We start from the raw sequence: 12,262 nt of genomic DNA, 5'->3' as shown, positions 1-12,262 counted from the left end.
CAGGAAAAACGGAAGCGCCTTGCCCGGCGGCTAATAAGCTTGAGCCTCCAGGTTCCGGAGCTAAACACGATCCCAGTTAATTATTTTTACTTTTTGCTTTAAAACAAAAGGGAGAGGGATTGTTTCCCTGCTCCCCTTTTACCCTTATCCATTATAGACGTTAGCGATTTTAATATCCAACAAGATGAGGTATTTTTTTAGAGAAAAAATTCACCTTGAGAATGCTTCGCAAAACGAAAATTTTTCTGGAAAAGATTTATCTATTAAAGGCCTTTTTGAGCGATGTAATCAACAAGGTCCACTACACGGTTAGAATAACCAGATTCGTTGTCATACCAAGAGATGACTTTTACCATGCTGCCTTCCATAACCATTGTAGAAAGTGCATCGATTGTAGAAGATGCAGGATTTCCGTTGTAGTCGCCAGATACTAATGGCTCTTCGCTGTATGCAAGGATGCCTTTTAGTTCGCCTTCAGCAGCTGCTCTAAGAGCGCTGTTTACTTCTTCAGCTGTTACATCTTTGTCAAGCTCAGCAACAAGGTCAACTAGAGAAACGTTTGGAGTTGGAACACGCATAGCTCCACCGTTCAATTTGCCTTTTAGTTCAGGCAATACTAGAGATACTGCTTTTGCAGCTCCAGTAGTTGTTGGGATGATATTTTCTGCTGCTGCACGGGCACGGCGATAGTCTTTGTGAGGCAAGTCAAGGATTTGCTGGTCATTTGTGTATGAGTGAACAGTTGTCATCATACCGCGCTTGATTCCGAAGCTGTCGTTTAATACTTTTGCAAATGGAGCCAGGCAGTTTGTTGTACAAGATGCATTTGAGATTACATGGTGGTTTGCAGGGTCATATTTATCATGGTTAACACCCATTACCACTGTGATATCTTCGTCAGTTGCAGGAGCAGAGATGATTACTTTCTTCGCGCCGGCTTCAAGGTGTTTCGCAGCGTCAGCACGCTTTGTGAAACGGCCAGTAGATTCTACTACTACTTCTACGCCAAGATCTCCCCATCCTAATTGAGCAGGATCGCGCTCAGCAAGAACTTTTACTTTATGGCCGCCAACAACAAGGTAATCGCCGTCAACTGTTACTTCTTCATTTAATGTTCCGTGTACGGAATCATATTTTAAAAGGTGTGCAAGCATGTTTGCATCTGTCAGGTCATTTACTGCTACAACCTCTACGTTAGGGTTTTTAAGAGCTGCACGGAAAACAACACGCCCGATTCTTCCAAATCCGTTAATACCAACTTTAACTGCCATGAATATTTCCTCCTTAGAAAGGTAGATTTTATATTTGAAAAGGGATTACCCTTTTAACAACTGTTGTGCTGCACCTTCATCAGTTACCAAGATGGTAGAGGATGGTGCCCGATTCATGTATGCCGCGATGGCTTTCGCCTTTGAGGAACCGCCTGCCACTGCAACGACGTGTTCAATGTGAGATAGGTCATCCAGCTGAAGGCCGATGGTCTGAACCTTATGTACAACCTCGCCGCCTTCATTGAAGTAATAGCCGAATGATTCTCCTACTGCTTTGGCATGCTTGATTTTAACAAAATCTTCTTTACTGGTTTTGCGGCGTTCAGCCATTGTTATAGCGTCCCCAATCCCGTGTAAAACCATGCTTGCAGATTTGATCTGGGTGATTACTTCTTTAATATTGGGTTCTTTGATGATGCTTTCATACATCTCCCTGCTTACCTGGTCAGGTACATAAAGGACGCGGTGCCTGGAATCTGTATGATCAGCCATTTTTGCACAAATGGTGTTAGCCTGGTTTTTAACATCTTCGCCAATTCCGCCCCGTGCCGGCACAAACAGCCAATCCCGTTCAGCAAGATCTGGAGTAAGCATCTCTGCTACGGCTGCCATTGTGGATCCGCCGGTAACTGCGATGATATTTTTTCCTTTGAGCCTTGATTTCATACACAGCGCTGTGGCCCTGCCAAGTTCCTGCTTCACCCATGGAGATTCATCGCTGTTTCCGGAAACAATGATCGCCTGGCGAATGCCAAGTTTTCGGGATAACTCCTGCTCCATTAAGGCTATACCCGAAATATCCCTCATTATTCCTTCAAGAGCTTCAAGCAATTCCCTCCCATCGGAAGTAAGACTCATTCCCGTACTCGAGATGCGGATCAGGTTCTGGTCTTTTAAAAACTCAACCTCACCTCTCAGCACTCTTTCCGTCAGGCCTAAACTAACCGCAAGGCTCCTTCTTCCAACCGGCTCCATCAGCCCTATGTAATGAAGAATCCCATAGCGCTTCTGCATAACCGCAAGCATATCAGGCAATAATCTTTTTTGAATATCAATTAGTGAGTACATCCGGAAAACTCCTTCATCATATGTGGTCATTTTTTGTCCCGCATAGACATATTATGTCCCACTTACCACAAAAAAAATCACCCTTGCTTCTCCTTCATAATAGCAAGAGTGAGTATTGAAATCAACTGATAAAACTCAGTTTTTTTCTGTAAGCGCTTCACTTAATGTAATGGCGTCAATATGCCCGAACTGAACTTCGTTCCCATCAATTTCAACCACCGGGATCATGAGCCCATACTTCTCGGTCAGTTCATCGCTCACATCAATGTCTTTTTCAATTATGGTAAAATCATATTCTTTCTTTAATTCCACTATTACTTCCTTAGCTTTATCACACAGCGGGCATCTGCTGCGTGTATAAAACACTAGCTCTGGCTGTTTCAATCAGCAAATCTCCTTTGTCAGTCATACCTTTTCCGTTTCGATGATGATGGGATGCCCAGCTGATCCCGATATTTTGCGATCGTCCTTCTGCTGACAACCATCCCCTCTTGTTCCTTCAGCAGCTTCACAAGTTCTTGATCGGATAAAGGCTTTTGCTTATTTTCCTCTTCAATCATTTTACCAATAATCGTCTTTACCTGCTGTGAAGACGTATTTTCATCGGAGGTTGTTTTGATTGTGCTTGAGAAGAACGATCTCAGCTCATACGTCCCATATGGCGTTTGTGCATATTTTTCCCGGACAGCACGACTGACAGTTGATTCATGTATTTCGAGTTCATCTGATATTTCCTTCATGGTCATCGGCTTCAGATGAGAAGGTCCTTTTATAAAAAAGTCCTGCTGTTTTTCAACGATTTTAAGTGTTACATTCGCAAGAGTCTCTTTTCTCTGCTGGATGCTCCTCATGATCCATTGGTAATCCTGCTGCTTTTCCTGTAAAAAGCGGCTGACATTACGGTCACCAGTGGCCGAAAACTTTTTATAATAGCCTTCATTAAAACTGATTTTAGGAAGCACTTCATCAAAAACACTGACAGAAAAAGAGCTTCCATCCCACTTAATAATCACGTCCGGTGTTATATATGCGGATTTCTCGCTTTGAAAGGATGAAGCCGGTCTTGGATTCAAGGTCTGAACAAAGTCGAATACCTCTTGAATCTCTTTGAGCTCCACACTGAGCTGTTTGGCAATCTCCTTCCATTTCTTTTCCGCAAAAAAGGTAAAGTAATCATCTATAATGATTTCAGCCAGTTCATTTCTCTCTGGCAATCTCTTAATCTGCAGGGACAGGCACTCCTGAAGATTCCTAGCACCAATGCCAGCAGGTTCGAGTTCCTGCAGCTCTTCAAGCATTTGTTCCACATATTCAAATGGCATCTGGAGAGTCTTGGCAACTGTCTGCAGATCCGCCCGAAAGTAACCGTTTTCATCAAGGCTCTCAATAAGGTGCTCAATCACTCTTTGTTCGTCCTTGTTTAATTTCAAATGAAGCTGCGATCTCAAATATTCATCCAGCATCATCGTCTTACCGCAGCCAATCTGCTCAATCCAGTTTATTTTATCCTTTTCCACTTTTGTTCTAGTCAGTTTGACACGGTCATAACGGGGATCCATCGTCTGGACATGTCCGGACTCAACTTTTAAAAGGGGATTTTCAAGCGCTTTGCTTTCCAGGAATTCAGAGAGCTCCTGTGTGCTGTATTGCAGAAGGGCAATCGCCTGCGTCAGCTCCTGTGTCATTGTTAATTTCATTGTCTGCTGCTGCCATAACCCAGCTTTCAAATTCATCATACATTCCCCCTGTCCCCATTTTACAATATTCCCGGTAAATGTTGTATGGAAATATGTTGGCAAATGCCATTCGCACCGGCACTTCTCCATTTTTCTGAATACTTCACAATATGCATGGCAGAGGGAAGAATATTCATTTTTTATGGTGAAAACTGCGGATTTTAAGGATTTTTTTGAAATTCAGGTTTAAATTCAGGAAGTTTTTTTGATTTATGTACGGATAGAGGAAATTTATTTGCGGATAAAGCCAATTTACTTGCGGATAAAATTTTTTATGTGCATATAGGCCGGATTTATTTGCGGATAGCATAAAAAGTAAAAACTCCCTGTCCATATCAGACAAGGAGTTTTGGCAGCGCCCTCGGCAGGAATCGAACCCACATCTTAAGAACCGGAATCTCACGTGCTATCCGTTGCACCACGAGGGCAAATATTTTATTAGGTGGCTGACCAAGCGCTCAGCCGCTACGATAACTAATTATATGATATGTTTATTCACTTTGCAAGCCTCCTTTTAGTTTTAAAAGTTAGAACAATGGGTATCATGGAATGAGATAGTGCAGCACAGAAAAAAGTGTCGAACGAATCAAACATGATTTCCATGCGATTCGTTTGACCTTAATTGACCATCAGTGTATCATGATAATACATAGGAGTTAAAAAATTTTCTTTACTTGGAAGAACATGCTTGTTCATCTTGTATGTTGACCTTATCTTGAAGGAGGAATTGGAAAATGAACTTAATCCCTACAGTTATTGAACAAACAAACCGCGGGGAGCGCGCTTATGATATCTACTCCCGCCTTTTAAAAGACCGCATCATTATGCTGGGAAGCGCAATCGATGATAATGTGGCAAATTCAATTGTTGCCCAGCTTTTATTCCTTGAAGCAGAAAATCCTGAAAAAGACATTTCCATTTACATTAATAGCCCGGGTGGAAGCATTACGGCAGGTATGGCTATTTATGATACGATGCAATTCATCAAGCCGAAGGTACAAACCATTTGTATTGGTATGGCAGCATCCATGGGTGCGTTCCTTCTTGCTGCTGGTGAGAAAGGCAAGCGTTTTGCCCTTCCAAACAGTGAAGTCATGATTCATCAGCCGCTGGGCGGAGCTCAGGGACAGGCGACTGAAATCGAAATCGCTGCAAAGCGCATTCTTTTCCTTCGCGAAAAATTAAACACAATTCTTTCAGAGCGCACTGGACAGCCTCTTGAAGTCATTGCGAGAGACACTGACCGCGATAACTTTATGACAGCTGAAAGAGCTCTTGAATACGGTTTGGTTGACCAAATCATTACTAGAAACTCTTTGGATGAGAAGAAAGATAAATAATAAGCATAAAAAAACAACTCGCATCTTCCCGATGCGAGTTGTTTTAGTTTTCCTTTTGAATATAGTTCGCAAGTGCCTCAAGGGCTTCGTTTTCATCGTTTCCTTCGGCCTTGAGGGTAATGACTGATCCTGAGCTTACAGCCAGACTCATCAGACCCATTATGCTTTTCGCATTTACCTTCTTTCCGTCCTTCTCCAGAAAAATATCGGATGAGAACCGATTGGCCTCCTGTACGAACAATGCCGCCGGACGTGCCTGTAATCCTGTTTTCAGCTTAACTTCAACCTGTTTTTCCGCCATTGTACATCTCCTCCCTGCTGATCCCTCTGTCAGTGAGCATCTATAGTGTCGCCTGACCGAAGTTTCTCAGCAATTTCATCTATTTTTCTTAATCTGTGATTAATACCCGATTTACTGATATTTCCTCCTGAAACCATTTCCCCAAGTTCTTTTAAAGTGACATCCTGGTAAGCTACACGCAATTCGGCAATTTCCCTCAGTTTGTCAGGCAGAACCTGAAGTCCGACAGTTTGATCGATGAACCGGATATTTTCCACCTGACGCAAGGCCGCTCCGATAGTTTTGTTTAAGTTCGCTGTTTCACAATTTACGAGTCGATTGACCGAATTTCGCATATCTCGGACAATCCGGATATCTTCAAATCGGAGCAGAGCAGCGTGTGCGCCAATAATATTTAGAAACTCCGTTATTTTTTCGGCTTCCTTTAAATAAGTGATATAGCCTTTTTTACGTTCAAGCGTTTTGCTGTTCAGCCCGAACGAATTCATCAGTTCACAAAGGGAGTCATTATGCTCCTTGTAAAGCGAAGAGATCTCAAGATGATAGGAGGAGGTCTCCGGATTATTAACAGATCCCCCGGCAAGGAATGCACCGCGCAGATAAGAACGCTTACAGCATTTCTTTTTTATAAGCTCATTGGAGATATCGTGTGTAAACACGAATCCCTCGCTTAAAATTTCCAGATCATCAAGAATCATGCTGGCCTGTTCGGTTAGCCTGACAATATAAACATTGTTCTTTTTCAGCCGCATTTTTTTCCGGACCAGAAGCTCAACCTGAACGTTGTAATTTCTTTTAATCAGTGTGTAAATCCTTCTTGCGATTGCTGCATTTTCCGTCTGAATATCCACAATCAGTTTCCGGCTGGAAAAAGAAAGTGAACCATTCATCCTGATCAGGGCGGACAATTCCGCTTTGCCGCAGCAGTCTTTTATTTCCAGGTTCGTCAATTCCTTTTTCGTTTCCGAAGCGAAAGACATCCCTTCACCCCCTATCCGCAAAAGCGCTAAGCCAGTGGCATATAAAAAGATATTCTTCACTGAGCAAACGTATGCACAGTTTATTTTTTACCGGCAAAAGCCCTTTCACACCTATATATTACGCGTTAAAACGCCTATTGGTTTCATGTAAAAGCAAATTATAAAGCATCTGGGCAACTTCTTTTGTATCATGGCGAATGATGCCGCCTTCGTGGCTGACAATTTCACCGTGCATGATTTCAAGGCCCAGTTCGGTAAGAGCACCTGTATCATACACAACAGGCTTTGCCATTTCTTCGCTGTACCGCTCCTGAATATGGGGAGGGATTTCTTCATTGTTTACCAGAATGGTATTGATAAAAGCACTTCCCATATGATCATACAGTGCTTTCACATGATCGCTTGCTGTATAATCGAGCGTCTCTCCTGCCTGTGTCATTAAATTGCATATATATACCTTTTTCGCTTTCGAATGGCAGACTTCACGTCCCAGCCTGGGGACAAGCAGGTTTGGAAGAATACTGGTATATAAACTGCCAGGCCCGATGATGATCATATCAGCCTGTCTGATAGCCTGCAGTGATTCAGGCAGGGCTTTAATATTTTTGGGGGTTAAAAATACCCGTTTTATTTTTTTACCGGAATAAGGAATTTTTGATTCTCCCGATACTATGGTCCCGTCTTCCATTTCAGCATGAAGGACCACGCTCTGGTTAGCAGCCGGCAACACCTTGCCCCTTACGTTTAACACCTTGCTCATTTCCTGAATCGCATGAACAAAGTTTCCGGTAATCGAGGTCATTGCCGCGAGAATTAAATTGCCAAGCGAATGCCCGGATAACTCATTGGATGTCGCAAAGCGATGCTGGAACATCTCCTCAATGAGCGGCTCCACGTCTGAAAGAGCTGCCAGCACATTGCGGATGTCACCGGGCGGCGGAATATGAAGATCATTTCTCAATCTTCCGGAACTGCCGCCATCATCGGCAACTGTCACAATGGCAGTTATATCAACAGGGTATTGTTTCAATCCCCTTAAGAGGACAGGAAGCCCTGTTCCTCCTCCGATGATGACGATTCTTGGCTGTCGGTTCATTTGATGTTTTCCTTTCTCCTCTCGATGTCACGGTGAGTGATTGCCGTATGGTAATCCTTGCTGTAGAAGTTAGCGATATATTCTGTCAGCGCTACCGAACGATGCTGGCCTCCCGTACAGCCGATTGCAACGACCAATTGAGCTTTCCCTTCCCGTTTATAATGCGGAAGCATAAAGCTCAGCAGATCCGTAACCTTTTCGAGAAATTTACTAGTTTCGGTCCATTTCAGCACATAGCTGGATACTTCTTCATCCAAACCTGTCTTCGGCCTCATATGTTCAATATAATGAGGATTCGGAAGGAATCGGACATCGAATACCAGGTCGGCATCAATTGGAATTCCATGCTTAAAGCCAAAAGACATGACGTTAACCGTAAATATTGTTTTTTTATTCAAAGAGAATTCCGTTAGGATTTTCTCGCGCAATTCCCTCGGCTTCATTTGCGATGTGTTATAAATAAGCTGGGCCCTGCCTTTCAATTCTTCAAGCAGCTCCCGTTCAAGCTTTATGCCTTCAAGAGGCAATCCTGATGGTGCAAGGGGATGGAATCGTCTTGTTTCTTTATATCTTCTGACGAGTGTAGAATCATCTGCATCAAGATATAAAATTTGCGGGGTGACCCAGGATGTTTCGGATAATTCATCCAGCGCTTTAAATAAGTGGTCAAAGAACTCACGGCCGCGCAAATCCATCACCAATGCGACCTTATTCATTTTATTCCCTGATTCCTTCATAAGTTCAAGGAATTTCGGCAGCAGCGTCGGCGGCAAATTATCTACACAGAAGAAGCCAAGATCTTCAAAGCTTTGGATGGCTACTGTTTTCCCTGCCCCTGACATTCCCGTAATAATCACCATTTGAGTATCATTAACTGCACCCGTACTCATTTATAATTTCCCCCTGTTTCTGTCAAATTCAGCTTGGATCCAGCCTGTAACTAAGCAGTTCAAAATCTGGCGTATACGTAAACGTTCCATAAATCATGCCCTGGCCATGAATCATATACTCCAAAATATGTGAATCTCCGGCAGCCATCGGCAGATTCTTAATCTCTGAAAACGGATGCCAGCGAAGCTTGCCTTCCTCTGATTCATCCAGGTTCAGCCCATCAGAAGCTGTAGCCAGAAAAGTAAACATCATCCACTCCTGTACGACCTTATCGCCATCCTTCATGATGAACGTAAAAATGCCTTTAATATTCGGATTGCGCAGGTAGATGCCTGTTTCTTCCCTGAACTCACGTATGCACGAGTCCCTCACTGATTCACCAGGCTCCATCTTTCCGCCCGGAGCCACCCACCAGCCTCTTCTTGGCTTTTGTAAAAGCAATACTTTATCGTCTTTAAGTAACACACAGTTCGTGACTCGCTGCAACACATTTCACCTCTAATTTCCGAAATCATACCGCTGCCGCCTTTCCATGAAATCGCTTAAAGCAAAGGCTGGCTAACGTTCTTTTCTTATTCATTTCATTATACTATTTTTGTCTTAGGGCCACAATGAATACAGATTTCCAAAATACATTCTTCAAAAGTTACAGTTATAAAAAAAAGAGCACAGGCATATGCCTGTGCTTTAAAAAGGATTATATCTTTAAAAGGGGGTCAATTTCTATTCCTATATTACCCGAAATTTATTTCATCAAGGTTACAGGAGAATTAAAACCACATGACTTTTTGTAAAACTTTTCAACCAGTGGCTATTTTTACTAAAATAAAAGGGGTACAGCCCATAGGACCATATGCCTGCTCACATTATTTTTTCGTTTTAAGGCGTTCTTGCAATTCTTCCACATAGTGCTGGGCGCTTTGTGCAGCGATGCTTCCATCACCAGTCGCAGTAACGATTTGGCGAAGAGATTTTTCGCGGATATCCCCGGCTGCAAAAATACCTTCCACCTTAGTTTCCATTCGGTCGTTTGTTTCAATATAGCCATTGCTGTTCGTGATGCCAAGGCTTTCAAATGGCTTGGAAAGAGGAACCATGCCGATATAGATGAAGACACCATCTGCTTTGAATTCTCTTTCTTCACCTGTTTCAGCAGACACAAGCGTTACACTGCCTACTTTTCCGTCCTTATCATTGACTTCCTTCACTGTCGTGTTCCAGATAAAGTCAATTTTTTCATTGTCAAATGCACGCTGCTGCAGAATCGCCTGCGCACGAAGCTGGTCCCGTCTATGAACGATTGTCACTTTAGAAGCGAAACGGGTCAAATATACGCCTTCCTCAACAGCAGAGTCGCCGCCGCCGACAACAACAAGCTCTTTGCCTTTAAAGAATGCTCCGTCACAGACTGCACAATAGGATACCCCGCGTCCGCCAAGCTCTTTCTCACCAGGAATGCCAAGCTTTTTGTATTCGGCACCAGCTGAAATAATGACTGAGCGTGCTTTATATTGCTTCGATCCAGCAACAACTGTTTTATATTCTTCGCCGTCAATGATTTCTTTAATATCTCCATAAGCATATTCAGCGCCAAATTTCTTCGCATGATCAAACATTTTAGTGGATAAATCCGGGCCTAGAATATGGTCAAAGCCAGGATAGTTTTCAACTTCTTCTGTATTGGCCATTTGCCCGCCCGGAACACCGCGTTCAATCATTAGAGTAGACAGATTTGCACGAGATGTATATACAGCAGCAGTCATTCCTGCAGGGCCTGCGCCAGCGATAATGACATCATAAATTTTTTCTTCAGTCACAGCGAATCACTCCTTCAGTAATCAGAAATCCAGTATTTTAAATAAAACACTCTATAAATACGCATATTATAGTATGACCTTCTTACTGTTATCCTATAAAATTGGCGCGTGTTTCGTCCAAACATCTGCTCACTGAAGGCGGTCATTCACCGATTTTACATATTTGCCCATCGTCGAAGCGGAAATCCCGTATCTCCCTGCAATTTTTGATTGGGAAACCTTTTCGTTTCGAAGCTTATGCCAGACATACTCAATGGCTGCAGCCCAGGCCTTTTTGTTTTTAATATTCTGGCTGTTGTTTGTCAATTCAGCAAAAATGGTAAACCACATTAAATATAGGCCGGCTTCCACCGTGCCAATCGGATGGTAGTTTTCATAGAACAGTTCTGCTGTCTCATGTGCGGCCTGAACCTGGGCAGGCGCTTCCTGGTCTGTTTTCACAAAAGAGAGATATTCCTTCTCTATAGCCGAAAACTTATTGTTCTGTACAATTGCTTCAGAGATCAAAATTTCATCTCTTCTGCTGGATACGGACGTAAGGAAAAGGCCGAATAGCCGCTCTTCTATATAGTCGCTTTCCAGCTTTTTTAAAATGGATGAATAATGGTCTTCAAAGCCGCTGCTGGTTACTTTTTCATCGTTCCAGGGCTCAAAGCCTTCTTTTTCCGGATTAATCTCGATGGCTTTCTTCCATGCCGATTTCGCCATCTCTTCCCGGCCTGTAAAATAGGCGGAATAGGATAACCAGTAATAAAATGGTCCGTCCCCTTCAAAGCCTTTCTTTTGAAGCTTGCGAAGCCATGCAAAGGCAGCCTCATACTCGCCGGTCAGAGCAAAAGTGGCACCAAGCTTGAACTGATGTTCTATTGAAAGCGGCTTAATTTTTTTCAGCGCCTCTTTTAACAAGCGCACCTGCCTGAAATTCCGCTCGTAAAAAGCAAAGACAAGCTTGTTGCACAAAGCGTGGAGATTTCCCGGATTTTCTTCAAGGACCTTCTCTAAAATATCTGATGCCTTTTGCACTTCTCCAAGATAAAAATACGCCAGGGCCAAATTGTTGTATGCGGACCAATATTCCGGATACTCATCAATAACAGAGTTCAGGATCTCAACCGCTTTTGGAAAATGGCCGGACTCCAGCAATTCCCGTGCGTGTTCCTGCTTCGTAATCAGGTCATCCTGCTCGTAGAGCTCATCATCCAAATCTTCCCCTTCAAGCGTCAGAAGTTCCAGCAGATCCTCTGTATCTTCCGTAAACTCTCCGTCCCGATCCAAATCCAGATACGTATTTGCATGTGTGTAAGCATCTTTGAAAAGGCCCATATGAGCATAGTTGTTGGCAAGGAAATAATGGCATTCCACCATATCCTCATCAAGCTCCTCCAATATCATATGAAGCAGCTCATTCGACTCCTGATACTCACCTATTTCTGAATGAACAATCGCAAGCTGGCAGATAATCATCGGTTCACCCGGCTCAAGCTGCATTGCCCTCATTAAATATTTCTTTGCTTTATGAAAATCCCTGCGGTGGTACGCCTTAATCCCTTTGGAAAAATAGTACTCACCATTCGGGATAAATGACAGTAACTTTCCCTTTTGGTGTCTAGCTTTAGAGTCTTTACTCATGAAATCCTCCATAAATGTTAGTAACTAAAGTAGTATATCACACGAACAAGCCTGTGGAGAAGGGAAGAAATGACAATACTATTCCCATTCTTAATTTTTTATTGGAAATCTTATTGCGGTTATGTTTTAAAGG

12 protein-coding genes and 1 tRNA gene are annotated in these 12,262 nt (G+C 43.0%); 1 reads left to right on the top strand and 12 read right to left on the bottom strand.

The features are described from left to right. Positions 1-263 precede the first annotated feature (263 nt). The 5 genes from gap to JI665_RS14180 form a co-directional block, all read right to left on the bottom strand. Positions 264-1,271 carry a type I glyceraldehyde-3-phosphate dehydrogenase gene (gene gap, locus JI665_RS14200; protein ID WP_206840193.1) on the bottom strand — a complete coding sequence of 336 codons (1,008 nt, stop codon included), beginning with the start codon at positions 1,269-1,271 and terminating at the stop codon, positions 264-266. Between the two features lie 45 nt (positions 1,272-1,316). Then, positions 1,317-2,339 (bottom strand): sugar-binding transcriptional regulator, encoded by a 1,023-nt coding sequence (locus JI665_RS14195; RefSeq protein ID WP_206840192.1) that lies wholly within the window; start codon positions 2,337-2,339, stop codon positions 1,317-1,319. Between the two features lie 135 nt (positions 2,340-2,474). Beyond that, complete coding sequence (locus tag JI665_RS14190) at positions 2,475-2,723, bottom strand: glutaredoxin family protein (RefSeq protein WP_206840190.1); 249 nt, start codon at positions 2,721-2,723, stop codon at positions 2,475-2,477. A 17-nt stretch (positions 2,724-2,740) separates the two neighbouring features. Then, positions 2,741-4,072 (bottom strand): RNA polymerase factor sigma-54, encoded by a 1,332-nt coding sequence (rpoN, locus tag JI665_RS14185; protein ID WP_206840447.1) that lies wholly within the window; start codon positions 4,070-4,072, stop codon positions 2,741-2,743. 359 nt (positions 4,073-4,431) lie between these two features. Beyond that, positions 4,432-4,503 (bottom strand) — tRNA-Arg (locus JI665_RS14180). Positions 4,504-4,809: 306 nt separating this feature from the next. Between JI665_RS14180 and clpP the strand changes: the two genes are divergently transcribed. Continuing rightward, the gene (gene clpP / locus JI665_RS14175; RefSeq protein ID WP_009331821.1) at positions 4,810-5,415 is read left to right on the top strand and encodes an ATP-dependent Clp endopeptidase proteolytic subunit ClpP; all 606 of its coding nucleotides are present in this window, start codon (positions 4,810-4,812) and stop codon (positions 5,413-5,415) included. A gap of 43 nt (positions 5,416-5,458) precedes the next feature. Here the strand turns inward: clpP and JI665_RS14170 are convergent, their stop codons facing one another. From JI665_RS14170 to JI665_RS14140, 7 genes are all read right to left on the bottom strand, one after another. Next, a complete protein-coding gene (locus JI665_RS14170; RefSeq protein ID WP_009331822.1) occupies positions 5,459-5,716 on the bottom strand; it encodes an HPr family phosphocarrier protein in 258 nt (85 codons plus the stop codon). Between the two features lie 29 nt (positions 5,717-5,745). Then, on the bottom strand, positions 5,746-6,696 hold the full coding sequence (whiA, locus tag JI665_RS14165) for a DNA-binding protein WhiA (protein ID WP_206840189.1): 951 nt from the start codon (positions 6,694-6,696) through the stop codon (positions 5,746-5,748). Between the two features lie 118 nt (positions 6,697-6,814). Beyond that, positions 6,815-7,792 carry a gluconeogenesis factor YvcK family protein gene (locus JI665_RS14160; RefSeq protein ID WP_206840187.1) on the bottom strand — a complete coding sequence of 326 codons (978 nt, stop codon included), beginning with the start codon at positions 7,790-7,792 and terminating at the stop codon, positions 6,815-6,817. Further along, entirely contained in the window at positions 7,789-8,682 is an 894-nt protein-coding gene (rapZ, locus tag JI665_RS14155; RefSeq protein ID WP_206840185.1) for an RNase adapter RapZ, read from the bottom strand. Before rapZ ends, JI665_RS14160 begins: the two co-directional genes overlap by 4 nt. A gap of 28 nt (positions 8,683-8,710) precedes the next feature. Further along, positions 8,711-9,169 (bottom strand): 8-oxo-dGTP diphosphatase, encoded by a 459-nt coding sequence (locus JI665_RS14150; protein ID WP_113883709.1) that lies wholly within the window; start codon positions 9,167-9,169, stop codon positions 8,711-8,713. A 380-nt stretch (positions 9,170-9,549) separates the two neighbouring features. After that, positions 9,550-10,500, bottom strand: coding sequence for a thioredoxin-disulfide reductase (gene trxB / locus JI665_RS14145; RefSeq protein WP_206840183.1), 951 nt, complete (start codon positions 10,498-10,500; stop codon positions 9,550-9,552). 129 nt (positions 10,501-10,629) lie between these two features. Beyond that, positions 10,630-12,129: a tetratricopeptide repeat protein gene (locus JI665_RS14140; protein WP_206840181.1), complete on the bottom strand. Its 1,500-nt coding sequence runs from the start codon at positions 12,127-12,129 to the stop codon at positions 10,630-10,632. Between the last annotated feature and the right edge of the window lie 133 nt (positions 12,130-12,262).

The organism is Bacillus sp. NTK034, assembly GCF_017303275.1.
GTDB lineage: Bacteria > Bacillota > Bacilli > Bacillales > Cytobacillaceae > Cytobacillus.
The sequence above is the reverse complement of the archived record's forward strand: the minus strand, read 5'-3'. Positions and strand labels throughout refer to the sequence as shown.

What these genes read in the sequence shown, in the direction of transcription:
- JI665_RS14170 (WP_009331822.1), bottom strand. Translation starts at nt 5,716, where the DNA reads ATGGCGGAAAAACAGGTTGAAGTTAAGCTGAAAACAGGATTACAGGCA.
- rapZ (WP_206840185.1), bottom strand. Translation starts at nt 8,682, where the DNA reads ATGAGTACGGGTGCAGTTAATGATACTCAAATGGTGATTATTACGGGA.
- clpP (WP_009331821.1), top strand. Translation starts at nt 4,810, where the DNA reads ATGAACTTAATCCCTACAGTTATTGAACAAACAAACCGCGGGGAGCGC.
- JI665_RS14140 (WP_206840181.1), bottom strand. Translation starts at nt 12,129, where the DNA reads ATGAGTAAAGACTCTAAAGCTAGACACCAAAAGGGAAAGTTACTGTCA.
- JI665_RS14195 (WP_206840192.1), bottom strand. Translation starts at nt 2,339, where the DNA reads ATGTACTCACTAATTGATATTCAAAAAAGATTATTGCCTGATATGCTT.
- JI665_RS14160 (WP_206840187.1), bottom strand. Translation starts at nt 7,792, where the DNA reads ATGAACCGACAGCCAAGAATCGTCATCATCGGAGGAGGAACAGGGCTT.
- gap (WP_206840193.1), bottom strand. Translation starts at nt 1,271, where the DNA reads ATGGCAGTTAAAGTTGGTATTAACGGATTTGGAAGAATCGGGCGTGTT.
- rpoN (WP_206840447.1), bottom strand. Translation starts at nt 4,072, where the DNA reads ATGAATTTGAAAGCTGGGTTATGGCAGCAGCAGACAATGAAATTAACA.
- whiA (WP_206840189.1), bottom strand. Translation starts at nt 6,696, where the DNA reads ATGTCTTTCGCTTCGGAAACGAAAAAGGAATTGACGAACCTGGAAATA.